Source organism: Streptomyces rectiverticillatus (assembly GCF_013394065.1).
Classification (GTDB): domain Bacteria; phylum Actinomycetota; class Actinomycetes; order Streptomycetales; family Streptomycetaceae; genus Streptomyces; species Streptomyces rectiverticillatus.
In genome coordinates this window covers 1,267,618-1,290,421 of record NZ_CP040752.1, presented here as the reverse complement: position 1 = coordinate 1,290,421, position 22,804 = coordinate 1,267,618, and the positions used below count along the sequence as shown (strand labels likewise).

Sequence of the window (22,804 nt, the reverse complement as noted above, 5' to 3'; positions counted from 1 at the left end):
ACGTCGTGACCGTCGGAGGAGCCACCTGGCAGGAAGTTGGCGCACAGTGGAGCGCGCTCGCCGGCGTCGCATCCCTGATGGCGGAGACCATCCAGCAGGCCGAGGCGGCATACGTCATCGGTGATCTGGGCGCCACCGTCATCACCAACGGCTAAAGAACACAGGAGAAGACATTGACTGACATGCAGGCAGACGACTTCCTCATGGGCGGCTCCGGCGTCCAGGCTGCACGGTTCGAGAGGATCGGCTCCGCCGTCACCGGCTACATATCCGGGAAGCCCAAGGTCCAGCAGATGACTGACTTCACCACCTCCGAGCCTCTCACGTGGCCAAACGGGGAGCCGAAGCTTCAGATGATCGTCACGATGGCGACCGACCAGGTAGACCCGGCCGTTGAGGGTGACGACGGTATGCGCCGCATCTATGTGAAGGGGCAGATGAAGAAGGCCGTCGCCGATGCCGTGCGCCAGGCCGGCGCCCGGGGCCTGGAGGAAGGCGGACTGCTCACCGTGACGTACGTCCGGGACGGGCGTAAGACCAACCCTAAGTTCAAGGCTCCCAAGGAGTACTCGGCGACGTATCAGCGGCCGGCCGTGCCCGTCCTGCCGGACGAGCCGACCCCCACCGCTCCTCCGATGCCACAGCCGGCGGCGGTTGCACCTCAGGCCGTGTGGGGTCAGCAGCCCGCACCGCAGGCGCCCTCTGCGTGGCAGAACGCCTAAGCGCGTTCCGAAGGTTGTGGTTCGACGGTGCCGGGGCCACGGCCCCGGCACCCCTCACAAAGGCATGACAAGTGCTCACACTGCAACAGGGCCTTAGCAAGCGCGGTCGCGCCGGCGAACCCATGCCGACCGTCTTCAAGGGCCTGGCCAACCTCGGCTTCCACTTCCGCAGGGGACAGCTTCACCTCATCGCGGCCGGCCCCGGGACCGGAAAGTCAGCGCTCACGGCGAACCTCGTCTTCAAGGCCGGCGTCCCTACCTTCTACTTCTCCGCCGACTCCGACGCCTTCACTCAGTACGTACGCGTCGGAGCCATCGCCACCGGCTTCACCACGATCGAAGTCGAACAACTCATCGCGGACGGGAACACAGAGGCGCTGAATGCTGTGCTTCAGGGTCACTCGCATATCCGGTGGAACTTCAACGCCTCGCCCACCCTCGATGTGATCGAGGAGGAGCTTCAGGCGTACGCCGACCTGTACGGCTGGCCCCATGCCGTAGTGATCGACAACGTGACCAACATCGTGGACGAGACCGCGGCGGAAGGTCACCAGGGCCTCGAGCAGATCCTTGACTACCTCCACGAACTGGCCCGAGCCACCGGGGCCGCACTCATAGGCCTCCACCACGTGACCGGCCCGTACAACGACGGCGTGGACCCCATCCCACTCTCCGGCATCAAGGGGCAGATCGGCAGAGTGCCAGAGGGGATCCTCACCATCCACAAGGCCGGCAGCGAGTTCGAGGGCCTGAAGCTCAACGTCAGCATCGTCAAGAACCGAGGAGGTAAGGCCGACCCGAGCGGCATGACCTTCGCTGAGCTCGACTGGCAGCCGGAAAGGATGTCCATCAGTGGCTAACCCCAAGCCGAGGAAGCTTGCGCAGCCCAACGGGCGGGCGGTCAAGGCTCGCGGCCGCAACCACGAAAACGCCACCGTGGAGGACTGGCAGGAGATCGGGTTTGCCGGCGCCAAACGCAACGGAGCCATCTACGGCTCGAAGGACCGCGGCGACATCGGCGACATACCCGCCACCTGCCAATGCAAGGCCGTCGAACGCGTCCAGATGTGGAAGCACCTGGACGAGGCTATTGACCAGGCCGTGAACGGCGGAACGGGCGATGAGCTATGCGTCGTCTACAAGCGTCACGGCGCTGGCCGGGACAGCAATGCGTGGGTCTTCCCTGGGAGCTTCGCCAAGAGGCTCCTCAAGTCCTACTACGGAGGCAGGGATGGAGCCGAACGAGAAGCCGAACATAGCTGAGGTCATCCACCACTACTACAGCGATTGGGACTGCCGGCGAACCGGTGGATGGGAGTCAGTCCGCTGTCCCTTCCACGGCGACAGCTCACCGTCAGCCACGGTTAACACGGATCTGAGTTACTTCAAGTGCTTCGCCTGCGACGCGGCGGGGGATTCATTCTGGGTCATCATGGAGGAAGAATCTTGTGACTTTCCAACTGCCCTCGAAGTCGCGGATCGACTTTTTGACTTCCGCAGCGAAGGCGTATCACGACCAGGCGGCGGGGTCCGCGGCAGCCGGCGAGTACCTTTCGACACTGAGAGGCCTCTCGTGGGACACCAGTCGATTCTTTCAACTCGGCGTCGTGGAGGAGCCCCTACCGGGACACGAAAGATACGCCGGACGCCTCGCGATTCCCTACATTAACGCGCAAGGAGTCGTTGCCATCCGCTTCCGCTGCATCGAGCACCCTCTTGCCGGCATCGAATGCAAGTCGGTCCATAGCGACAAGTACCAGCGCGAGCCCGGCGACAAGGCCAAGCTGTACAACCTCGTTGCCCTCACCCGTCACGCCGACCGCATCGCCATCTGTGAGGGTGAGATCGACACCATGACCGCATGGCAGGCCGGCATACCCGCTGTGGGAGTCGGGGGAGTGCAGAACTGGCAGAAGCGCTTCCGCCGGCACTTCGATGGATACCACGAAGTCATCGTTCTCACGGATGCCGACGACAACGGCCAAGGCTCCGAGATGGGCGACATGCTCTGTACGGAGATGAGTAACGCGCGAGCCATCGCTATGCCCCATGGGCGCGACGTAAACAGCTACTACATGACAGCAGGAGCAGAGTCCCTAGTCGAAAGGGCGACCTTCGCATGACTTATGACATCGGTGACCGTGTGCGAGTCGTGCCGGAAACCGCCAGCCCGGCCAGCGCCGTCTACCTCGGTCAAGTGGGCGTCATCACTTCAGTAACCGACGCGGATACCCTTCCCTACCCCTACGAGGTCAAGTTTCCGAGCGGCCCCCTGTGTTTCGCGGAATACGAGCTCGAAGCCGTACCGGAAGAGGAGTTGTCGACCAATAGCCCCCACGGCTCCTCGACTGGTGAGCCCGAGGCGGCGGAGGGCAACTCTCATGCCCTCATCGACAGTGCACGAGCGATCCTCGTGGGGCTTCCGGAAGGCCGGGAAGTGACGCACCCCAGCCACTACATCAGCTTCTCCCGTGGTGCCGAGGTTCGGGATATTGCCGAGCATCTGAGTTTCAACTTGGGCAATGTCGTCAAGTACGTCTCGCGCGCTGGCCGCAAGACCGACGACCCCACCACCGACCTCCTCAAGGCCCTCGACTACCTCGTGCAGGAGCTTGCCCGGCTCGACGTCACCCGCTGACGTAGAGTTCTTTCAACGCCTGATAGTTGTGGCTCGACGGCCCGGACTGCTGGTCCGGGCCACTAGGAGAACCATGCGAACCGTCCTCATAGTGTCCGACCTCCAAATGCCCCTGGAACACAAGAAGGCACACCGAAACGTCCTCAACCTCATCGAGGACTACCAGCCGAGCGAAGTCATCAACATCGGTGACCTCAACGACTACACCTCTTCCGGCCGCTGGTCCGCAGGCAAACGAGCCGAGTACGGCATGAGCGTCAGGCAGGAGGCGGCGTACGCGCGCCGGCATCACCTGGAGCCCTTCCGTAAGCGCTATGACGGGCCGTACACGCTCCTCGGCTCCAACCATGGCGAGCGGCCGTACCACTACGTCAAGGATCGCGCCCCGGCCATCGATGACGATGCCGATCAGTATCGGGAGGACGCGCTCCTCCAGCTCGACGACTATGGCGTGTCATACGTCCCCGACTTCTACGACTTTGCGCCCGGCTGGGTCGCCACACACGGCCACCTCGGCTTCAACCTCTCACCGATCCCCGGGCGCACAGCGCTTAACGCTGCCAGGAACAAGGTCGGCAAGAACGTGGTGATGGGCCATACCCACCGCCTGGGCCTCGAATCCCACACGGTCGGATACGCCGGCAAGACCAGCACCACCTACGGCCTCGAAGTCGGACACCTCATGGACATCCGCAAGGCCAGCTATCTCAAGTCCGGCGCCGCCAACTGGCAGATGGGCTTCGGCTTCTTCTACGTCGCCGGCAGCCAGGTCACACCCACGCCGATTTCCGTCCGCTCCGACGGGTCGTTCGTCTTCGAAGGGAACCTCTATAAGTGATCGACTGGGACCTCGCCACCGAGGCCGCCAAGGTTGCGGCCGCCAGGCTTCACCGGATCCACCGGGCCTACACCGAGCCCGACGACATCGAGCAGGAGATCCTTCTCCGGCTCGCCAGCGAGAAGCCCGACCTCACCAACTACGGGCGAAGCGGCCTCATCAACATCTTCATCCGGATGGGTAACCGATACTGCAAGGCCGAGCGCCGGCGATACGCCTACCACGCCGCCGAATTCCTCTACAGCACCGACGACGTACGCAAGATCCTCACCCACGCGTACTACACCGAGCAGGCCCGCAACGCCATGCCGGCCCGCGAGGACGCCCACCACGACGACATCGATAACAAGAGCATCGCCGTGGCGATCTGGGATATCGACGAAGCCATGGGCTCACTCAGTGACGGCCAGCGGAGCGTCATTGAGAAGACCTACCTCCTGGGACACGACCTCACCAGCGCCGAGCGCGTCAAGCTCAGCCGAGCCGTCCAGGCCCTGGCCGACACCCTCAACAAGGCCAACATCACCGGCGCCGCCAAGGTGGAGGTGGTCGCATGATTGAAACAACTAAGGCGTACGCCCGCGACGTCCTCGGTGAACACCCCACCAGCCTGCACGTCACCTACGACGCGGACCCCAACGGGATGGTGAGCGTCACCTATCGAGGAAACGGCGGGACGGCCGACTTCGCCCTGAATCGCGAAGACCTGCAAGCCCTGGTCGCCATGCTCACTGCCGCCATGCGTGCCCCCGCGGTCGAGGGCATGGGTTCAATCTCGCACCGATAGTTGTGACTCGACGATGTTAGTTGAAAGGAAAACGTGTGGACGAGTTCGAAGAGATCATGAACAACCTGAAAGACCAGATTTCGGCAAACGTCATCAATGAGGCAGCCGAGATTGCCAAGAGCATCGTGCGACACGCCGCCGCGGTTCGGGCGCTGGCAATCGAATCTGGACTTTCCCCGGACCTTGCTGAAGGGATGGCTGCCGACTTCTGGCGCCTCGCCTCTGGGGCGGGTGAACTGGAGTAGGAGCAACCCGCCGGATAACGTCCCCGGCCGGCCTGTGTCGCCGGTCCGTTGCAATCGTCAGGGGGGTTCGATATGGACCGGGCTACGGCTGTCACTAAGGAAGAGTGGCTGCGCCGATGGATGGAGCGGGCTCCGGCGCTGGATGAGGACACTGTGGACCACATCTTGGTGTTGCTGAAGCTCAAGTGACACGTGAAGGCCCCCACCTGGCAGGTGGGGGCCTTTTTGCTATTCCGCGAAGACCGGTTCCACTCGACTTGGGTCGAACTTGCCTCCACGGCCGCCCTCGGAGGGGTGGATAATGACGGCCTTCAACACGCTGCGAATGATCACCCTTTGACGCTCAATGCTGATTCCGTCCCAACCGGCCTTCAGCAACTCGGGTGTGATCGTGCGGATAGCGGGCGTGTACGTCTTGACTGCGCGCTCGGCTTTGAGTTGAGTCCGCCGACCCTCAAGGTCATCGAGCGCAGTCACATAGGACGCGGCGCGAACCCTCTTCTGTTCCCACAGTTCCTTGAGCTCTTTGATCTGCTCCTCGACGTCTTGCAGCTCGCCTTCCTTCTCCCAGGGCTTTTCCTCCTGGGGGATGCGGCGCTCCTTACTGGCTGCTACGACTTGTGCCCATACCAGCTCTTGGATGAGTTCGTCTACTCGCGGCCCTGAAGCCCCCATCTTTCCGCAGGCTTCCGGGCTGCTGTTGGTCCTATTGCAGTTGTAGGCGAAGCTAGCCGTCTTCTTCCCACGCACCCATACCGGCTTGCCTACCATGGGGTACCCGCATCGGCCACAGCGCACGATTCGAGAAAGCAGGTACTTGACTGTTGACTTTTCCTGGGGAGCTGTCTCGGGTTGCGTCTTCATGGCCATGAGCCGCTCGTACTTGTCGATGTCTGGAGTGCCATCTTCGTTCGTGAAGATTGATTCCCAGTCGCCCATCACATAGTTGCCATCCGCGTCGATCTGCGCCTCGTCCTGGTATATGCGGATGCCGAAGTTTCGAGGGCGGAAGATGATCGTTTTGACGCCAGCCCATGTGAAGGGTTCACCGGTGTTCGGGTTGACGACTCCGGCCTCGTACCACTCTTCCCAGATGGTTGAGATTTTGTCGCCTGCCATGAACCCGTCAACGGCGTGCTCGACGCGCTTTGCGTCCTTCGGATCGAGCTTCCGGCGGTCGTCTATGCACCACCCGAACGCATGGGTGCCGCCGTGGTAGATGCCCTTTTTGGCCTTGGCGGCGTTGTCTCGCTTGATGCGCCTGGAAGTGTCTTCGGATGACTTGTTGGCGATGTTGACGAACAGTCGGGCGCTGAAGCGGCCGTCAGCGGTGGAGAGGTCGAAGTTCTGTCCTGACAGAGTGTCAAAAATAAGGTGGCGCTTGGAGTCCTCGTAAATGTCGATGGCCTTCTCAAGGTCCTTCGGCTGCCGCGCGAACCGGTCTATATCCGGAGTGAGGATGCCGTCTAGGGTGCCAAGCTTCAGGTCCCGGAGAATCCTCTTGAAGTCGGGGCGGATGATGTTCCGCTTGAAGGCGGAGAGGTTGTTGTCCTCATAGAAAAGCACCGGCCGCTCGTAGCGCTCGGCCAGTGTCGTCAGATCTTCACGCTGCTTGAGTACCCCCCAGCGCTCCATCTCCGCAGCCTCCTCCGCGGTGATGTCTCCGTTGCGCAGCGCACGGCGGATGTCTGCCAAGTCGGCATCTGAGATGCGGCAGTAGCCGCCCAACGGCTTGACGACGATCGTCACGTCCCCGCCCCTTCGTCCCCAGTGATCTTCGTAGGGCCTCAGTAGACCTGGAGTACGGACGTGTGTCAAACTCCGCATGGGCCGGGTAGGCGTGGTAGCAGTTCGTCCAGACGCGGCCCGCCTGGATGGCTCGGCCCGCTCGGTAGGCCGTGGTGCCGTTGCGGGTCCAGACGCCGGCGCCGAGGCCGTAGAGGGTGTCGTTGGCGAGGGTGATGGCGTCGTCGAAGTCGGTGAAGGGGGTTACCGCTACGACCGGGCCGAAGATCTCTTCCTGGAAGACGCGCATGTCGTTGCGGCCTTCGAGGATCGTGGGCTGGACGTAGTAGCCGCCGGCCAGGTCGCCCCCGAGGTCGGCGCGGTGGCCGCCGGTGAGGGTGCGGGCGCCTTCCTGGCGGCCGATGTCGAGGTAGGAGAGGATCTTCTCGAGCTGGTCGTTGGAGGCCTGGGCGCCGATCATCGTGGCGGTGTCGAGGGGGTGGCCCGGGAGGATCCGTTCGGTGCGGGCCACGGCGGCTTCCATGAAGGCCGCGTAGTGGCCCTGCTGGACCAGGGCGCGGGACGGGCAGGTGCAGACCTCGCCCTGGTTGAGGGCGAACATGGTGAAGCCTTCGAGGGCCTTGTCGAGGAAGTCGTCGTCCGCCGCCGAGACGTCGTCGAAGAAGATGTTCGGGCTCTTGCCGCCGAGTTCGAGGGTGACCGGCTTCAGGTTCTCCGACGCGTACTGCATGATCAGGCGGCCCGTGGTCGTCTCCCCGGTGAAGGAGATCTTGGCCACGCGCGGGCTGGCCGCCAGCGGCTTGCCCGCCTCCACGCCGAAGCCGTTGACGACGTTGACCACGCCCGGGGGGATGAGGTCGGCCACCAGGTCCAGCCAGATGTGGATCGAGGCCGGGGTCTGTTCCGCCGGCTTGAGGACCACCGCGTTGCCCGTGGCCAGGGCCGGCGCCAGTTTCCACGCCGCCATCAGGATCGGGAAGTTCCACGGGATGATCTGGGCCACCACGCCCAAGGGCTCGTGGAAGTGGTACGCGACGGTGTCCTCGTCGATTTCCGAGAGGCTGCCCTCCTGGGCGCGGATCGCGCCCGCGAAGTAGCGGAAGTGGTCGATCGCCAGCGGGATGTCCGCGGCGAGGGTCTCGCGGACCGGCTTGCCGTTCTCCCACGACTCCGCGACCGCCAGCGTCTCCAGGTGCTGCTCCATGCGGTCCGCTATGCGGTTCAGCACGGCCGCCCGCTCGGCCGGTGAGGTGCGGCCCCACGCCGGCGCCGCCGCGTGCGCCGCGTCCAGCGCGCGCTCGACGTCCTCCGCCGTGCCCCGGGCGATCTCGGTGAAGGGCATGCCGGTCACCGGCGTCGGGTTCTCGAAGTAGCCGCCCTGCTTCGGCGGTACGTACTCGCCTCCGATCCAGTGGTCGTACCGCGGGCGGTACGAGACCACCGCGCCGGGGGAGCCGGGGTTCGAGTAGCGAGGCATGAGGGGCGCCTTCCCTTCCCGTTCTTGGGATGCCGGGGTTCCGGTTCGCTGCCCTCCCTTCCGGGACGGGCGGCGACCCGGCGAGGCTAGAGCCGCGGACGTTGCGCCGACGTTGCGCCGCCCGTGCGCAGGACCGGCGCGTACGCCTCCCGTAACCTCCTCGCCTCCTCCGCCACCCCCGCCCGCTGCGGCGCACTCACCGGCAGCGCCGCCAGCAGCCTCTCCCACACCTCCAGGTCCTCCTCGCCCCACCGGCTGTCCGCCCACAGCTGCAGCGCCCACGCGTCCCCGCCGCTCAGCACCGCCCGCCGCAGCCGCGCCTCCACCAGCCGCCGTACCCGGCACACCCCCGGCGCCTCCGACGAGGGCAGCAGCGGGCCGCCGTACGCACGCAGCGCGCCGCGTACGTCACCCGCCTCCAGCTCGCGCTCCACGCGGGCGAAGTCCGTCTCGACCGGTTCGTGCAGCCGGTACGGGCGGGAGGCCAGCAGCGGCCCCACCAGCCGCCGCAGGCGCGACAGCTCGGCCCGTAGCGTCACCGGCGGCACCGGGCGGTCCCCGTACAGCGCCGCCGCCAGCTGATCCCCCGTCAGCCCCTCGGGGTGCCCGGCCAGCAGCACCACGATCTCGCTGTGCCGTCTTCCCAGGCGTATTCGGCCACCGTCCGCCGTCGTCAGTACTGCTTCGTCCTGGCCGAGTGCCGTCAGGCGGTGGGCATACGCATTCCCCTTCCCCTCTCCCTTTCCCGTCCCTCGGTCCTCCTCCTGCGCCAGTCTCGCCTCTGCCGCCAGTGCCGTCGCCCGCACCAGCGCCAGGCTGTGCGGCGCCGCCAGATGGTCGCCACCCGTCAGGTCCACCGCGCCCAGCAGCCGGCCGGTCCGCGGGTCGTGCACCGGCGCCGCCGCACACGTCCAGGGCTGGACCGCACGGTTGTAGTGCTCGGTGGCGAAGATCTGCACGGCGTGGTCCAGCGCGAGCGCCGTACCGGGCGCGTTCGTGCCCGCGTGCCGCTCGTCCCAGCGGGCACCCGCGACGAAGTTCATGGCCTCGGCCCGGCTCCGTACACCCCGGTGCCCCTCGACCCACAGCATCCGTCCCGACGCGTCGCAGACCGCCAGCAGGTGTGCCCCGTCGTCCGCGATCGTGCCCAGCAGCTCCCTGAAGAGCGGCATCACGGACGCCAGCGGGTGCGCCCCGCGGTACTCCTCCAGCGCCGCGCCGGTCAGCTCGACCGGCGCGAGGAAGTCCGCCGCGGGCAGCGCGGCCGCCGACCGCCGCCACGAGTCGGCGACCACCGCCCGGACCTGCGCGCTCATCCTCCCCCCGGTCACGAACTCCTCGTGCGCCCCGCGGACCGTACGGCTCCGCTCGTCCGGGTCGCCGCCGCCCGCCATCGCCGGCCAGGGATTGGCTACATCGACCACGTGGATCCTCCGCCCTCCGAGTCCTTCCGAGCCCTACGGGGCTTGCGGCGCGGGCCGTCCCGCCACGACGCTTCCCTTACCCATCGGACACGAACGGAAGAGACGAAGAAACAGCCATGCCCAAAGTTCTGCTCGACGTCCTCGAGCGCACCGCTGCCGCCTACATCACCACCTTCCTCGGTCTCCTCCTCGCCGACGGGTTCGACCTCACGGACGTCTCCGCACTCAAGGCCGCGGCCATAGCCTCCCTGCCGGCCGCCCTCTCCGTCATCAAGGGCGCGATAGGCACCCGCTTCGGTGAGAAGGGCAGCGCCGCCTGGCTGCCGGACCGCAGTGGGAGTGGCAGTGGCAGCGGCAGTGGCAGCCGTACGCGCACGCGCAAGCCGCGCGCCGGAGGCTGATCGTTCACACGGGGTGTGAGCTGCGCACCCGCGATCGCCCCTTCACACACGTTCCCGCGCCCGCCCGGCGCGCGCTTGACTCGATTCTGCGAGTCCCAATGGAGCGACGGGACCCGGGCCGTCGGTCCTTCCCCCGAGCCGGCGACCCACCGCCTCGTACCGCCGGGCGGACGGTACGGGGCGGGCCCGTGCGCCCGAGCGGGGGGTCGTACGGGCGTCTGCGCGTACCCCGCCGTCGCGTCGCGCGGCGCGGGTGCAACGATGTGGTCGTCATGAGAGCAGGGCCGCAGCCGGAACAGGGACCGCGAGCGCTGCGAGCCGCAGTGTTCGCAGCGGTCTGTGTGCTGCTCGCTGCCCTGGGCCACGCGGTCATGTCCGGGACGACCGTCCCCTGGTGGGCCGTCGCCGTCGCGCTGTGCGGTACGGGCAGCGGGGCGTGGTTCCTGGCGGGACGCGAGCGCGGCCCGTTGCTGATCACGCTCGCCACGGTCGGCGCCCAGACCGGGCTGCACTTCTTCTTCGGCCTTGCCCAGAACGTCGTCGTGAACGCGGCGCGGGCCGCCCGCCTGGGGCTGGATCCCGGCATGCCGATGGACATGCCCGCCGGGCACTCCATGGCGGCCATGCCTTCCATGGGTGACATGTCTTCCATGGGTGACATGCCCATGGACATGGGATCGGGATCCACCGGTTCCATGGGTATGGGCATGGGCTCCACGGGCATGGGTTCCATGGACATGAGCTCCATGGGTGACATGGCAGGCCACTCCATGTCCATGCACGCCGGTCACGGCGCGCTCGGCATGTGGTCCGCGCACGTCCTCGTCGCCGTCGTCTGCGGCATCTGGCTCGCCGGCGGCGAACAGGCGGCCTTCCGGCTCGCCCGCACCCTGCGCAGCAGCCTCTTCACCCCGTTCCTCGCTCTCTTCCGCACGGGGGCGGCGCCCTCCGGCCCGCCGCGCATCCGCGCCGACCGGAGCCGCGCCGCGCAGCGCCTGCGGCAGCTGCTGTACGCGCACGTCCTCGCCACACGTGGTCCACCGGCCCGCGTCGCCGTCGCCTTCGGCTGACGGCGACCTCCCGCGCCGAACCACGTCACCGGGCCCGCCCGCTCCTCGGGCTGCCCGGATTCCAGGAAGGACACAGGGCGATGACCCCTGCCCGAACGCGGGTCGTGCCACGCCGGCACGCCGTCCCCGCGATCCCAGCTGCTTGTCCGGCCGTTGCCCCGGCTGTTTCCTCAGCCGTTGCCGCGGCTGTTTCCTCAGCCGAATCCCCCGTCGTTTCCTCAGTCCATGCCCAGTCCCGCCGCGAGAACTCTCAGCCGGCGTGCCCGCTCGCCCCACGCGTGGCACTCGGCGCATCCGCGCACATGCGCGTCGAGGGCCGCGCCGGTCACGCCCGGCGGCAGGTCCTCGCCGTCGACGCTGGCGGATATGGCGGTACGGAATTCACTGCAGTGCTGCACCCTGCCATCGTCCCCGGTGCCGCTTTTGCCCGGTGCATCACCCCCCGGTGCATCACCCCCCGGTGCATCACCCCCCGGTCCCTCGCCCTCCGCGTCCCCTCCCGCGTGGGAGGCCGCCGTGCGTGACGACGAAGCCGTGACCACCTGGGCGCTCGCAGCCCGCAGCGGTGACGCCGACGCCGTCGAGCGCTTCATCCGCGCGACGCAGAGCGACGTACGCCGTTACGTGGCCCGCCTCAGCAACGACCCGCAGGGCGCGGACGACCTCGTTCAGGAGACGTACCTGCGGGCCCTGCGCTCGCTGGAGCGCTTCGAGGGCCGCTCCTCCGCCCGTACGTGGCTGCTGTCCATCGCCCGGCGCACGGTCGTCGACCGGCTGCGCTTCAACGCCGCCCGCCCCCGCCTGTCCGACACGGACGACTGGCAGTCGGCCGCCGAGCGGGCCCAGACGGCCCAGCTGCCCGGCTTCGACGAGGGCGTCGCGCTCTCGCAGCTGCTGGACCGCCTGCCCTACGAGCGCCGCGAGGCGTTCGTGCTGACCCAGATGCTCGGCCTGCCGTATGCGGAGGCGGCCGTCGTCGCCGGCTGTCCCATCGGTACGGTGCGGTCACGCGTGGCGCGGGCTCGCGAGGCACTGATCTGCCAGCTGGAGACGGCCGAGCGGGACGCCGTGCGCATACCGGTCGCGGCGTAGGCACACACCAAGCACCAAGCACCATCAAGACCAAGCACCACGCGAGAAGGGGCCGGGAGGCCGGGCGTCCTGCCCGGCCTCCCGGCCCCTTTCCACGAGCGAGTCCATGAGCGAGCCTTCGAGCCCCCTCAGCTCCCCGGCCGGACGACCTCCGCCTCCACCTGCACCGCACCCGCCCCACGGAACTTCAGGACGACGGGCAGCCGGTCGCCGAGCTTCAGCCGCGGCGGGGCCGAGATCATGACGTCCAGGCCGTGCGGGGACATCTCCAGCGTGCCGCCGGCCGGCACCGTCACCGACCGCACCATCTGCATGGTGCCCGCACCCTTCTTGACCACGGTGCGGCTGAGCATCGCACCGCCGGCCGTCGGCGCGTCGACGCCGACGAGCTCGTCGTCCACGTCGCCGTCGTTCCGTACCCGGAAGAACGCGGCTGTGTCGTCCCTGCCGAGCGGCAGCAGCACGCGCGCGTCCTCGACCGTGACGGCCGGGGGCCGGCCCGCCGCACCCGAGGCGGTCCAGGCGCCGAGCCCGCCGAGGGTCACGGCGCACGCCAGGACGGGGACGAGCGCGGCGCGCCCCGCAGCGGTGAGTCCGGAGAAGTTCATGCGTCACCCCGCGGGGCCGGGGCGGCGCCGGGGCGCCCGCCGGTGGAAACAGAAGGTCCGGTGGAAGTGGAAACAGAAGATCTGGTGGAGAAAGAGGATGCAGGCCTACCGTGCGGACGCCGTCCCGCCGACGCTCGCGACGGCACCGGCTGCCAGCCCCGCAGCCGCAGGCTGTTCGCGACGACCAGTACCGAGCTGACGGACATCGCCGCGGCCGCGACCATCGGGCTCAGCAGTCCCACCGCCGCCAGCGGCAGCGTGACGAGGTTGTAGCCGAACGCCCAGGCGAGGTTGGTGCGCACCGTCGCCGACGTGCGCCGGGCCAGGCGGACGGCGTCCGCCAGGGCGCCCATGTCCTCGCGGACCAGCGTGACGTCCGCGGCGCCGATGGCCGCGTCCGTACCGCCGCCCATCGCGATGCCGAGGTCCGCGCCGGCCAGAGCAGCCGTGTCGTTGACGCCGTCGCCGATGACCGCCACCCGGCGCCCCTGGGCGCGCAGCTCCCGTACGAGCTCCGCCTTCTCCTCGGGCGTGGCCCGCGCGTGGACCTCGGTGATGCCGAGCTCCGCGGCGACGGCGCGCGCTGCGCCCTCGCTGTCGCCCGTCGCGAGGACGGGCCGCAGGCCGAGCCGCTTGAGGTGGTCGACGGCGCGGTAGGAACCGGAGCGCACGGTGTCACCCAGGACGATCACCGCTTCCGGCGTGCCGTCCACGCGGACCAGGACCGCGGTGCGCCCGTCCCGCTCGGCGTCGCGCACGGCAGAGGCCAGCGCCTCGGGGAGCGGGGACGCCGTCGCGGCGGTGCGGCCACCCTTCGCACGCGGAGTACGCGGAGTGCGCGCCGTGCGCGGCGCCCGCTCGCCCGCCGTGTCCGGGCGGACGACCTCCACCAGCCGCCCCTCGACCCGCCCGGAGACGCCCTTGCCCGGGGTCGCCGTGAAATCCGTGACCTCCGGAAGCTGCACTACAGGATCTGCGGGATCTGCGGGATCTGCGGCGTCCCCCGCGCCCGGCGCGCCTGCTGCATACGCGCACACCGCCCGGCCCACCGGATGCTCCGACCCCTGCTCCGCCGCCGCGGCCAGCCGCAGTGCCGCGGCCTCGCCGATGCCGCCGGGGCGGGCCGTCACGCCCGTCACCGTCATCGAACCCGTCGTCAGGGTCCCCGTCTTGTCCAGGACGACCGTGTCCACGCGCCGCAGCCCTTCCAGCGCCTGCGGCCCGCTGACCAGGATGCCCAGGCCGGCGCCGCGGCCCGTGGCCGCCAGCAGGGCCGTGGGCGTGGCCAGGCCGAGCGCGCAGGGGCAGGCGACGACGAGGACGGCCACCGCGGCGGTGACGGCCGCCTGCGTCGAGGCGCCGGCGCCGAGCCAGAAGCCGAGGACCGTCACGGCGACGGCCAGCACGGCCGGTACGAAGACCCCGGCGACGGCGTCGGCTACACGCTGCGCCTTCGCCTTGCCCGCCTGCGCTTCCTCCACCAGCTTGGCGATGCGGGCGAGCCGGGTGTCGGCGCCGACCGCCTCGGCCCGTACCTCCAGCAGCCCGCCGGAGTTGACGGCGCCACCGACGACGGACGTGCCCGGCCCGGCCTCCACGGGCGCGCTCTCGCCCGTCACCAGGGAGAGGTCGAGTGCCGAACTGCCCGCGACGACGACGCCGTCGGTCGCGACGCGCTCACCGGGTCGTACGACGAAGCGGTCGCCGACGCGCAGCTGCTCGATCGGCACCCGTCGCTCCGTACCGTCCGCCGCCCGCACGAGTACGTCCTTCGCGGCGAGCGAGGCGAGGGCCCGCAGCGCCGAGCCCGTGCTGTGCCGGGCCCGGGCCTCCAGCAGCCTGCCGATCAGCACGAACAGGGGCACGCCCACGACCGCTTCGAGGTAGACGTCCGCCGTACCGACCGTCATGGAGGGCACCAGCGTGAACGGCATCCTCATGTCCGGCCGTCCGGCGCCGCCGAAGAAGAGGGCGTACGCGGACCAGGAGTAGGAGGCGATGACGCCGAGCGAGACGAGCGTGTCCATCGTCGCGGCGGAGTGCCGCAGCCCGCGCAGCGCGCGTTCGTGGAAGGGCCACGCACCCCAGACGGCGACCGGCGTCGCGAGGACGAAGCACAGCCACTGCCAGTTGCGGAACTGCAGGCCGGGGGCCATGGACAGGACCAGAACGGGGAGGGACAGCACGGCCGTGATCAGCAGCCGGGTCAGGGCGCCCGTGGCCGCCTCGCCCTCCTTGCCTTCCTTGCCTTCCTTGCCCCCCTCGGCCCCCGGTGCGGGGTCGGGCTCGGGCAGCGCCGCCGTGAAGCCGGCGCCCTCGACGACCGCCATCAGCTCGGCGGGGGTGACCTCGGCGGGGTGGGAGACGCGGGCCCGGCCGGTGGCCAGGTTGACGGTCGCGCTCACGCCGTCGAGCCTGCCGAGCTTCTTCTCCACGCGTGCCACGCAGGCGGCGCAGGTCATGCCGCCGACGATCAGTTCGGTGGTCGCGGTCTCGGTCGTGGTGCCGGTCGTTGTGCTCATCGTCCACCCATGCCGTGCATACCGTTCATGCCGTTCATGCCATCCATGCCGCCCATCCCTCCGCCGGAACCCGAGCCCGATCCCGATCCCGACCCGGATCCACCGGTGCGGTGTATCCCGGGAGCCGCCGGGCCGGCGGCCGCACCGACGGCGTACGCCACGCCGAAGAGGGCGGCCAGGAGCAGGACGAAACCGATCAGAGTCGCGTACGGACTGCCGTACGCGCTTCCGGACGAACTCCCGGATGGACTTGCGGATGGAGGGAGGGGGCGACGAGCGGTCATCTCCGCATCGTGGCACGCTGCAGGGCCGCTTCGGCCGCCTTCCGCCCGCTCCCGGCGCGTGAGGATTGTCCCTTGTGTCCGCGGGAACCAGAGGTGCTTGCCGGCCGACTACCTGGAGATACGGAACCCGTCGGACAGGGCCCGGATCCGGGAGCCACCCCCGCCGGTATCCGTAAATCCGTGCGAACAACCCCCCGACCGGCGGGAACTCACCCCGCCGCCCGTCCGACTTCTCAGGGGTCCACGACTTCGCGAGGAGCCCTCACCGTGTCCCAGCCCGAGCCGTCCGAGCTGCCCGACCCCGTCCCCCTCTACGGGCCCGAGTACAAGCGGGACCCCTACCCGCTGTACGCGCGGATGCGGGAGGCGGGGCCGATCCACCGGGTCCTCTTCCCCAGCGGGGTCACCGCCTGGCTGGTCACCGGGCACGAGGCCGCCCAGAAGACGCTCGCCGACCCCCGGCTCGGCAAGAACCACGACCGCGGCAACGACCGGTGGCGCGCCCGCGCCTCGATCATGCCCGAGCCGCAGCACTCGCAGCTGCAGGTCCACCTCCTCCACCAGGACCCGCCCAAGCACACGGCGATGCGCCGCCTGGTGACCGACGCGTTCGCGCCGCGGCGCGTCGAGGGGATGAGGGCGCGCTTCCAGGAGATGGCCGACGCGCTCGTGGACGCGATGCCGGCGGACGCGGACTCCGCCGACCTCGTGCAGTGCTTCGCCGCCCGCTTCCCCTTCCAGGTGCTCGCCGAGGTCATCGGCCTGCCGCCGCACCTGGCCCGGCGCTTCCGCCGCGAGTGGGGCAAGGTCGTCGCGCCCGTCGGGCCCGCGGACCCCGGACGGCCGGCCTACGAGGCGCTGCTGCGCGAACTCCAGGGCTATATCGCCGAGGTCGTCGCCGACCGGCGGGAGGCGCCCGGCGACGGGCTGCTCAGCCGCCTGGTCACCGCCCGCGACACGGGTGAGCTCACCCCGGAAGAGCTCGACTCCATGATCTTCCAGCTGCTGGTCGCCGGCCAGGAGCCCGTCACCAACCAGATCACCATGGCCATGGTGAACCTGCTCCGCCGGCCCGGGGCCCTGGCGCGGCTGCGGGACGAGCCGGAGCTCATGCCCGCCGCCGTCGAGGAACTCATGCGCCTCGACAGCGCCTTCGAGCTGACCACCTGGCGGTTCCTCGCCGAGGACGCCGACCTGCACGGCACGCGCGTGCCCGCCGGCGACTCCGTGATCGTCTCGCTGTGCGCCGCCAACCGCGACCCCGAGCGCTTCCCCGACCCCGACGCGCTCGACCTCGACCGGGCCCAGGGGCCCCACCTGGCCTTCGGCCACGGCATCCACTTCTGCCCCGGCGCGGCGCTCGCCCGCATCGAACTCCAGGTGGCCCTCGGCACCTTGCTCGCCCGGCTGCCCGGCCTGCGGCTCGCCGTCCCCGACGAGGAGCTCCCGTGGATCCCGGCCGTCCTCGGCCGCGGCACCTCCGCGCTGCCGGTCGGCTTCGACCGGGCCGCCGTCTGCCCCATGGGCCGTGGGTGAGTGCCGCATGTCCCACGCCACGCTGACGTCTCCGACCCCACCGGCCGCCCCTGCCGATCTTGTTACGTCCGACTCGTCCGCCCCGTCCGTCGAGGCGCGCATCCTCCGGCTCCTCCTGCCCTACCACCGCACCACCGGCGCGGGCTCCGCGGATCCCACGGACTTTCCCGAGCAGCTGTGCCAGATACGGCAGTTCACGGACGCCGGCGAGCCCGTCCTCTTCACCCTCCCCGGATTCCCCTGCAAGTCGCCCAACCCCGCCAAGGTGCTCGGCCACCTCCCCGACGAGGGCGAGCGGCTCTCCCTCGCCTTCCTCGACCGGCTCTGCTCGCGCATCGGTGAGGTCTACGCGCCCGGCGCGCGCATCCTCATCTGCTCCGACGGGCACATCTTCGGGGACCTCATCCACGTACCGGACGAGCACATCGACGCCTACGGCGATGCGCTGCGCGACCTGATCGCCGGCGAAGGGCTCGGCCGGCTCGACACGTTCGACCTGCGCGACGTCCACGGGAACCTCGGTCACGACACCAAGCGCCGGCTCGTCACCGAGGCCTACGCGCCCTCGGTGGAGGAGCTGCGGTCCCTCGTCCGCAGTGACGAGGAGACCGCGCGGCTCTACCGCGGCATCACCCGCTTCCTCGTCGAGGACACCGCGGACTTCGACGGTACGCGGTCCGCGCTGCAGCGCGAGTGCCGGATCCGCGCCTACGGGGTCATCGCGCGCAGCCGCGCCTGGGGCGACCTCATCGCCGACTGCCACCCCCGGTCCGTACGGCTGTCCATCCACCCGCAGCGGCCGGGCGCGGAGAAGTTCGGCATCCGGCTGCTGGACGCGACCGACGCGTGGGCCACGCCGTGGCATGCCGTCGTCCTGCGCGGGCGCGGGGGAGAGGCGCGGCTCATGCACCGGGCGGAGGCGGAGACGCGGGGGCGCCTCGTACTCCGTGCGGGGCGCCCGAGCCACTTCGAGGAGCGTGGGTAGAGGCCGTCCCGGGACCGCCGGTCACCCCGGTGGGGGCGGGTCGCCGTTGCGGCGGAGACTCTTCCGCCTGTGGCGAGAAGACAGAAGAGAGCTCCGCCGCGGCGGCGATCAGGCGCCTCGCCGACAGCGGCCTTTCCGGGAGCCGGGAACGGCGTACGGCTGTCACGCCTTCGTGATCGGCGCCCTGACGGGCGAGGTCGTGCGCCGCCGGGTGACCGGCGGCGCCTACGCATACACACGCCGCCGCTCCGGCTGTCCCGTCGGGGTTCGGCGCGGGCCTGGAGAACCACCGGCCGGCCGCAGCGCGCTGACCGGCGACCTGCAGCAGGCACACCTCCTGCAGCAGGCACACCTCCTGCAGGACGCGCGCGCCTGCAGTGACGGCGCCGGCTAGCGGTCCGCCGTCAGTGGGGCCGCCGGCCGGGGCAGCGCCGCAGCCGGTGACCGGTGGTCGAAGGCGATCAGGGGGTCGCCCGTCAACGGGTGGTCGATGATCGCCGCCCGGACGCCGAAGACGTCCGCCAGCAGCTCCGGCGTGAGGACGTCGCGCGGCGGGCCCGAGGCCACCACGTGGCCCTCGTGGAGGACGTGGAGGCGGTCGCACAGGGACGCCGCCGCGTTCAGGTCGTGCAGAGACAGCAGCGTCGTGCGCCGCTGCGCCCGCAGCAGGGCCAGGAGTTCCACCTGGTGCAGGACGTCCAGGTGGTTCGTCGGCTCGTCCAGGACGAGGACCTGCGGGTCCTGGGCCAGCGCCCGGGCCAGCAGCACCCGCTGCCGCTCGCCGCCCGACAGAGCGGAGAAGCGCCGCTTCTCCGCCCCGGCGAGGCCCACCCCCGCCAGGGCCGCGGCCACGATGTCCTGGTCGGCGGGATCGTCTCCCGCGAACGCCCGCTTGTACGGGGTGCGGCCCATGGCCACGACCGCCCGTACCGACAGTTCGAAGTCGCTGCCGCGCTCCTGGGGGAGCGCGGCCACCCGCCGTGCGGCCTCGGGGGCGGTCAGCGACCTGATGTCCGTCCCCCCGACCAGTACGCGGCCGGCGTGCGGGCGCAGATAGCGGTAGACGGTGCGCAGGACCGTCGACTTGCCGCTGCCGTTGGGCCCCACGAGCCCGGCGATCTCCCCGTCCTCCGCGACGAGGTGCACCCCGGACACGATCGTCCGGCCCGACAGCGCCACGTCGAGGTCCTCGATGGCGATCCGCATCTCCCTAGCCCCTCTCCAGGCGGCGGTCCAGCAGGTACAGCAGCGTCGGGGCACCGATCAGCGCCGTGACCACGCCCACCGGCAGCTCCTGGTCCGGCAGCGCCGTACGGGCCACCAGGTCGACCACGACGAGCAGGACGGCGCCGAACAGCGCCGCCACCGGCAGCAGCACGCGGTGCGCGCCGCCCACGACCATCCGGCACACGTGCGGCACCATCAGCCCCACGAAGCCGATCGCCCCGGAGACCGACACCAGCACGCCGGTGAGGACACTCGTCACCACGAACAGCTCGCGCCGCAGCCGTGCGACGTCCACGCCCAGCCCGGCCGCGGTCTCGTCGCCCATCAGCACGGCGTCGAGCGCCCGGGCGCGCGCGAGCAGCGCGGCGAGGCCCAGGGCCACCGCCGCTGCCGGCACGCCGAGCGTCGCCCACTGGGCACCGCCGAGCGAGCCCATCAGCCAGAACAGCACGCCGTGCGTCTGCTGGTCGTCGCCGGCCTGCAGCACCAGGTAGTGCGTGAAGCCGGACAGGAACTGCCCGATCCCCACCCCCGCCAGCACCAGCCGCAGCGGCGAGAAGCCGCCCCCGCGCCGGGCCATCGCCCACACCAGCGCGAACGACGCGAGCGCACCGGCGAACGCGGCCGCCGACAGCCCCAGCCCGAGCAGCCCGCCCGCACCCGCCCCCAGCACGATCGCCGCGACCGCGCCGAGCGAGGCCCCGCTGGAGATGCCCAGCAGGTACGGGTCCGCGAGCGGATTGCGGACGAGGGCCTGGACGGCCGTGCCGACCAGGCCCAGGCCCGCGCCCACCACGGCCGCGAGCAGCGCCCGCGGCACCCGCAGCTGCCACACGATCAGATCCCGGGTGCCCGGCACCGGCTCCTGACCGCTGATCCCGCGCGTCACCGAGGACCACACCTCGCCGAGCGGCACGTCCGAGGAGCCCAGGCACACCGACGCCGTCAGCGCGACCAGCAGGGCCGCGGCGAGCGCCGCCGCCACCCACGGCGCACGCGCCCCGGGCTCGCGCTCCTGCGCCCCCTGCGCCTCCTCCGCGCCCTCCGCAGCGGCCGTGGTGAGCGCCGCCATCTACTTGACCCGGTCCGGGTGCAGCGTGTGCGCGATCTCGCGCACGGTGTCCGCGCTGCGCACGCCCCCGATCGTGGTGCGCTCCGAGCCGATGCGCAGGAAGCGGCCTTCCTTGACGGCCGTGAGGTCCTTGGTGGCGGGGAAGTTCTTCAGGAACTCCGCGGCCTCGTCGAACGCCTTGGCGTTCGCCTCCTCGCTGCCCCGGTTGCGGACGCCCAGCTGGATCCAGTCCGGGTTCTTGGCGACGACGTCCTCCCAGCCCACGGGCTTGAAGTCGCCGTCGCAGCCGTCGAAGACGTTGCGGCCGCCGGCCATGCCGATCACGGCGTTGGCGACCTGCCGGTTGCACACGGCCATCGGCTGCTTGGTGCTCGCGTCGTAGTCGAAGAAGAAGTACGACGGGCGCTTGTCCTCGGGGACGTCCTTGAGGGCGTCCCGCACCGCGCCCGTCTTCTTCCGCATCTCCTGGACGAGCTCGGCGGCGCGCGCGGAGGTGCCGGTGACCTTGCCCAGCTCCTCGATGTCCGCCTCGACGCCCGACAGGTCCGTACGCGGCGTCTTGCTCATCGCGGCACAGGCCGTCGACTTCAGGAAGACGTGCTTGATCCCGGCGGTCTCGAACTCCTTGGCCGTCGGCGCGTCACCCATCTTGCCCATGTTCTTCATGGACGAGAAGGCGTCGATGTACAGGTCCGCGCCGGAGCCCAGCAGCTTCTCCTTGGGAATCGCCGTCCTGCCCAGCACCGGCACCTTCGCCGCGCGGTCCGCGTACTGCCCCGGCATGGCGCCCTTGCCCGGCGGGAATCCGGTGCCGGCCACCTTGTCGCCCGCGCCCAGCCACATCAGCAGCTCCAGGCTCGCGGCGTTGCTGGTGACGATCCGCTTCGGCGCCGACTCGAAGGTGGTCTTCGTGCCCATGCAGTCCGTGACGCTCACCGGGAAGCCGGACCGCGCGCCGGCCGCGGCGTCGTCGGACTTCTTCGCCTCACCGCCGCCACCGCTGCCGCAGGCCGTCGCCGACAGGGCCACAGCGGCCAGTACACCGCACCACGCACGAGGGCGCATCAGACAACTCCAGGAATTTCGGTTCGCCACGGGCCCGCCGGTGCGGGTCCGGATCAGGTAGTCGGACCGCGGGCCCGCCGGGTTCCCGCGTGTCGCGAAGAAGTGCGACGTAGGCTGCATCGAACGCCCCGCCGACGGCACGCGGCGCGCGGGCGGAGGCGGATCCGGCAGGCGAAGGAGACCGTGATGGCGGATGCGACGGATGCGACGGATGCGACGGCGGATGCGACGACCGGCGCGACGGCGGATGTGACGGACACGACGGGCACGACGGATGCGGCGACGGCCGCGGCCGGGCGGCCCGACGGGCAGCCGCAGCCCCGCGGCCGGCTCAAGGAGATGCCCACCGACTGGCGGCGTGCCCTCGCGATCGTCGCCCACCCCGACGACCTCGAGTACGGCGCCTCCGCCGCCGTCGCCACCTGGCTCGACGGCGGGCGCGAGTGCGTCTACCTGCTGGCCAGCGTCGGCGAGGCCGGCATCGACACCCTCGCCCCCGCCGAGGCCGGGCCGCTGCGCGAGCGCGAGCAGCGGGCCAGTGCGGCCGCCGTCGGCGTGGAGACCGTCGAGTTCCTCGGCCACCCGGACGGCGTCATCGAATACGGCACGGCCCTGCGCCGCGACTTCGCCGCAGCCATCCGCCGCCACCGCCCCGAGCTCGTCCTGACGCTCAACCACCACGACACCTGGTCCTGGGGCGACTCCGTCTTCTGGAACACCCCCGACCACCGCAACGTCGGCCGGGCCGTCCTCGACGCCGTCGCCGACGCAGGCAACCGCTGGATCTTCCCCGACCTCGCCGAGGAGGGACTCCTGCCCTGGGACGGCGTGCGCTACGTGGCGGTCGCCGGATCCCCGCGGCCCACCCACGCCGTCGACGCGAGCAGCGGCCTCGACCGGGCCGTCGCGTCCCTCCTCTGCCACCGCACGTACATCGAGGCGCTGACGAAGGAGGACCCGGAGACGTACTGCCGCACGTTCCTGGAGGGCAGCATGCAGGGCGTCGCGGCCCGGTTCGGCGGCAGGCCGGGTGTCTCCTTCGAACTCTTCAACCGCTGAGCGGGG

Annotated in this window: 25 protein-coding genes and 2 pseudogenes; 18 read left to right on the top strand and 9 right to left on the bottom strand. The window is 70.1% G+C overall.

Annotated features, from left to right (window positions below):
* The first annotated feature begins 5 nt into the window (after positions 1-5).
* The 11 genes and pseudogenes from FGW37_RS05210 to FGW37_RS05160 all read left to right on the top strand — a co-directional run bounded on the left by FGW37_RS05210 (position 6) and on the right by FGW37_RS05160 (position 5,230).
* Positions 6-155 carry a hypothetical protein gene (locus tag FGW37_RS05210; RefSeq protein WP_179079983.1) on the top strand — a complete coding sequence of 50 codons (150 nt, stop codon included), beginning with the start codon at positions 6-8 and terminating at the stop codon, positions 153-155.
* Positions 156-182: 27 nt separating this feature from the next.
* Positions 183-722 carry a hypothetical protein gene (locus FGW37_RS05205; protein WP_179079982.1) on the top strand — a complete coding sequence of 180 codons (540 nt, stop codon included), beginning with the start codon at positions 183-185 and terminating at the stop codon, positions 720-722.
* 122 nt (positions 723-844) lie between these two features.
* A complete protein-coding gene (locus FGW37_RS05200; protein WP_218650571.1) occupies positions 845-1,582 on the top strand; it encodes an AAA family ATPase in 738 nt (245 codons plus the stop codon).
* Entirely contained in the window at positions 1,575-1,985 is a 411-nt protein-coding gene (locus FGW37_RS05195; RefSeq protein ID WP_179079980.1) for a hypothetical protein, read from the top strand. Before FGW37_RS05200 ends, FGW37_RS05195 begins: the two co-directional genes overlap by 8 nt.
* Positions 1,891-2,139, top strand: a pseudogene (locus FGW37_RS34085) (CHC2 zinc finger domain-containing protein); the annotation flags it as partial. The gene FGW37_RS05195 and the pseudogene FGW37_RS34085, both read left to right, overlap by 95 nt.
* Before the next feature lie 31 nt (positions 2,140-2,170).
* The gene (locus tag FGW37_RS05185; protein WP_246430276.1) at positions 2,171-2,845 is read left to right on the top strand and encodes a toprim domain-containing protein; all 675 of its coding nucleotides are present in this window, start codon (positions 2,171-2,173) and stop codon (positions 2,843-2,845) included.
* The gene (locus tag FGW37_RS05180) at positions 2,842-3,360 is read left to right on the top strand and encodes a DUF3310 domain-containing protein (RefSeq protein ID WP_179079977.1); all 519 of its coding nucleotides are present in this window, start codon (positions 2,842-2,844) and stop codon (positions 3,358-3,360) included. Before FGW37_RS05185 ends, FGW37_RS05180 begins: the two co-directional genes overlap by 4 nt.
* A gap of 106 nt (positions 3,361-3,466) precedes the next feature.
* The gene (locus FGW37_RS05175; RefSeq protein ID WP_179079976.1) at positions 3,467-4,198 is read left to right on the top strand and encodes a hypothetical protein; all 732 of its coding nucleotides are present in this window, start codon (positions 3,467-3,469) and stop codon (positions 4,196-4,198) included.
* Positions 4,195-4,755, top strand: a complete 561-nt coding sequence (locus FGW37_RS05170) for a hypothetical protein (RefSeq protein WP_179079975.1) — start codon at positions 4,195-4,197, stop codon at positions 4,753-4,755. Before FGW37_RS05175 ends, FGW37_RS05170 begins: the two co-directional genes overlap by 4 nt.
* Positions 4,752-4,985, top strand: a complete 234-nt coding sequence (locus FGW37_RS05165) for a hypothetical protein (RefSeq protein WP_179079974.1) — start codon at positions 4,752-4,754, stop codon at positions 4,983-4,985. Before FGW37_RS05170 ends, FGW37_RS05165 begins: the two co-directional genes overlap by 4 nt.
* Before the next feature lie 35 nt (positions 4,986-5,020).
* Positions 5,021-5,230 carry a hypothetical protein gene (locus FGW37_RS05160; RefSeq protein ID WP_179079973.1) on the top strand — a complete coding sequence of 70 codons (210 nt, stop codon included), beginning with the start codon at positions 5,021-5,023 and terminating at the stop codon, positions 5,228-5,230.
* 228 nt (positions 5,231-5,458) lie between these two features.
* On the opposite strand, the gene FGW37_RS05155 is transcribed toward FGW37_RS05160, so the two are convergent.
* The 3 genes and pseudogenes from FGW37_RS05155 to FGW37_RS05145 form a co-directional block, all read right to left on the bottom strand.
* Positions 5,459-6,979, bottom strand: a complete 1,521-nt coding sequence (locus FGW37_RS05155; RefSeq protein WP_179079972.1) for a recombinase family protein — start codon at positions 6,977-6,979, stop codon at positions 5,459-5,461.
* A gap of 67 nt (positions 6,980-7,046) precedes the next feature.
* Positions 7,047-8,453 (bottom strand): annotated as a pseudogene (locus FGW37_RS05150) (aldehyde dehydrogenase family protein); the annotation flags it as partial.
* Between the two features lie 86 nt (positions 8,454-8,539).
* On the bottom strand, positions 8,540-9,847 hold the full coding sequence (locus FGW37_RS05145) for a helix-turn-helix domain-containing protein (RefSeq protein WP_179084519.1): 1,308 nt from the start codon (positions 9,845-9,847) through the stop codon (positions 8,540-8,542).
* 146 nt (positions 9,848-9,993) lie between these two features.
* Between FGW37_RS05145 and FGW37_RS05140 the strand changes: the two genes are divergently transcribed.
* Positions 9,994-10,278 (top strand): holin, encoded by a 285-nt coding sequence (locus FGW37_RS05140; RefSeq protein WP_179079971.1) that lies wholly within the window; start codon positions 9,994-9,996, stop codon positions 10,276-10,278.
* Positions 10,279-10,649: 371 nt separating this feature from the next.
* Positions 10,650-11,348, top strand: coding sequence for a hypothetical protein (locus FGW37_RS05135; protein ID WP_246430275.1), 699 nt, complete (start codon positions 10,650-10,652; stop codon positions 11,346-11,348).
* 218 nt (positions 11,349-11,566) lie between these two features.
* On the opposite strand, the gene FGW37_RS05130 is transcribed toward FGW37_RS05135, so the two are convergent.
* On the bottom strand, positions 11,567-11,746 hold the full coding sequence (locus FGW37_RS05130; protein ID WP_179079969.1) for a zf-HC2 domain-containing protein: 180 nt from the start codon (positions 11,744-11,746) through the stop codon (positions 11,567-11,569).
* 118 nt (positions 11,747-11,864) lie between these two features.
* Here FGW37_RS05130 and FGW37_RS05125 point away from each other — a divergent pair, with 118 nt between their 5' ends.
* Entirely contained in the window at positions 11,865-12,440 is a 576-nt protein-coding gene (locus FGW37_RS05125; RefSeq protein WP_168094537.1) for a sigma-70 family RNA polymerase sigma factor, read from the top strand.
* Positions 12,441-12,568: 128 nt separating this feature from the next.
* Here FGW37_RS05125 and FGW37_RS05120 read toward each other — a convergent pair whose 3' ends face one another.
* Both FGW37_RS05120 and FGW37_RS05115 read right to left on the bottom strand, forming a co-directional pair.
* Positions 12,569-13,048 carry a copper chaperone PCu(A)C gene (locus tag FGW37_RS05120; protein ID WP_179079968.1) on the bottom strand — a complete coding sequence of 160 codons (480 nt, stop codon included), beginning with the start codon at positions 13,046-13,048 and terminating at the stop codon, positions 12,569-12,571.
* Complete coding sequence (locus FGW37_RS05115) at positions 13,045-15,570, bottom strand: heavy metal translocating P-type ATPase (RefSeq protein ID WP_179079967.1); 2,526 nt, start codon at positions 15,568-15,570, stop codon at positions 13,045-13,047. The genes FGW37_RS05120 and FGW37_RS05115 overlap by 4 nt, the downstream gene beginning before the upstream one ends.
* 551 nt (positions 15,571-16,121) lie before the next feature.
* Here FGW37_RS05115 and FGW37_RS05110 point away from each other — a divergent pair.
* From FGW37_RS05110 to FGW37_RS05100, 3 genes are all read left to right on the top strand, one after another.
* Positions 16,122-17,390, top strand: coding sequence for a cytochrome P450 family protein (locus FGW37_RS05110; protein WP_179079966.1), 1,269 nt, complete (start codon positions 16,122-16,124; stop codon positions 17,388-17,390).
* Positions 17,391-17,397: 7 nt separating this feature from the next.
* Positions 17,398-18,375, top strand: coding sequence for an L-tyrosine/L-tryptophan isonitrile synthase family protein (locus tag FGW37_RS05105; protein WP_179079965.1), 978 nt, complete (start codon positions 17,398-17,400; stop codon positions 18,373-18,375).
* Between the two features lie 172 nt (positions 18,376-18,547).
* Positions 18,548-18,769 (top strand): hypothetical protein, encoded by a 222-nt coding sequence (locus tag FGW37_RS05100; RefSeq protein WP_179079110.1) that lies wholly within the window; start codon positions 18,548-18,550, stop codon positions 18,767-18,769.
* Here the strand turns inward: FGW37_RS05100 and FGW37_RS05095 are convergent.
* Genes FGW37_RS05095 through FGW37_RS05085 form a run of 3 tightly spaced genes read right to left on the bottom strand, consistent with a single transcriptional unit; the run spans position 18,766 to position 21,739 of the window.
* Complete coding sequence (locus tag FGW37_RS05095) at positions 18,766-19,581, bottom strand: ABC transporter ATP-binding protein (protein ID WP_179079964.1); 816 nt, start codon at positions 19,579-19,581, stop codon at positions 18,766-18,768. The genes FGW37_RS05100 and FGW37_RS05095 overlap by 4 nt on opposite strands.
* Before the next feature lie 4 nt (positions 19,582-19,585).
* The gene (locus FGW37_RS05090) at positions 19,586-20,674 is read right to left on the bottom strand and encodes a FecCD family ABC transporter permease (protein WP_246430274.1); all 1,089 of its coding nucleotides are present in this window, start codon (positions 20,672-20,674) and stop codon (positions 19,586-19,588) included.
* Positions 20,675-21,739: an ABC transporter substrate-binding protein gene (locus tag FGW37_RS05085; RefSeq protein ID WP_179079963.1), complete on the bottom strand. Its 1,065-nt coding sequence runs from the start codon at positions 21,737-21,739 to the stop codon at positions 20,675-20,677.
* 339 nt (positions 21,740-22,078) lie between these two features.
* Here FGW37_RS05085 and FGW37_RS05080 point away from each other — a divergent pair, with 339 nt between their 5' ends.
* Positions 22,079-22,798: a PIG-L deacetylase family protein gene (locus FGW37_RS05080; RefSeq protein WP_246430722.1), complete on the top strand. Its 720-nt coding sequence runs from the start codon at positions 22,079-22,081 to the stop codon at positions 22,796-22,798.
* Positions 22,799-22,804: the final 6 nt, after the last annotated feature.

Coding starts and splice junctions, on each gene's coding strand:
- FGW37_RS05205 (WP_179079982.1), top strand. CDS start 183: ATGCAGGCAGACGACTTCCTCATGGGCGGCTCCGGCGTCCAGGCTGCA.
- FGW37_RS05175 (WP_179079976.1), top strand. CDS start 3,467: ATGCCCCTGGAACACAAGAAGGCACACCGAAACGTCCTCAACCTCATC.
- FGW37_RS05135 (WP_246430275.1), top strand. CDS start 10,650: ATGTCCGGGACGACCGTCCCCTGGTGGGCCGTCGCCGTCGCGCTGTGC.
- FGW37_RS05200 (WP_218650571.1), top strand. CDS start 845: ATGCCGACCGTCTTCAAGGGCCTGGCCAACCTCGGCTTCCACTTCCGC.
- FGW37_RS05095 (WP_179079964.1), bottom strand. CDS start 19,581: ATGCGGATCGCCATCGAGGACCTCGACGTGGCGCTGTCGGGCCGGACG.
- FGW37_RS05165 (WP_179079974.1), top strand. CDS start 4,752: ATGATTGAAACAACTAAGGCGTACGCCCGCGACGTCCTCGGTGAACAC.
- FGW37_RS05085 (WP_179079963.1), bottom strand. CDS start 21,739: ATGCGCCCTCGTGCGTGGTGCGGTGTACTGGCCGCTGTGGCCCTGTCG.
- FGW37_RS05145 (WP_179084519.1), bottom strand. CDS start 9,847: ATGGCGGGCGGCGGCGACCCGGACGAGCGGAGCCGTACGGTCCGCGGG.
- FGW37_RS05180 (WP_179079977.1), top strand. CDS start 2,842: ATGACTTATGACATCGGTGACCGTGTGCGAGTCGTGCCGGAAACCGCC.
- FGW37_RS05115 (WP_179079967.1), bottom strand. CDS start 15,570: ATGAGCACAACGACCGGCACCACGACCGAGACCGCGACCACCGAACTG.
- FGW37_RS05120 (WP_179079968.1), bottom strand. CDS start 13,048: ATGAACTTCTCCGGACTCACCGCTGCGGGGCGCGCCGCGCTCGTCCCC.
- FGW37_RS05140 (WP_179079971.1), top strand. CDS start 9,994: ATGCCCAAAGTTCTGCTCGACGTCCTCGAGCGCACCGCTGCCGCCTAC.
- FGW37_RS05080 (WP_246430722.1), top strand. CDS start 22,079: ATGCCCACCGACTGGCGGCGTGCCCTCGCGATCGTCGCCCACCCCGAC.
- FGW37_RS05105 (WP_179079965.1), top strand. CDS start 17,398: ATGTCCCACGCCACGCTGACGTCTCCGACCCCACCGGCCGCCCCTGCC.
- FGW37_RS05090 (WP_246430274.1), bottom strand. CDS start 20,674: ATGGCGGCGCTCACCACGGCCGCTGCGGAGGGCGCGGAGGAGGCGCAG.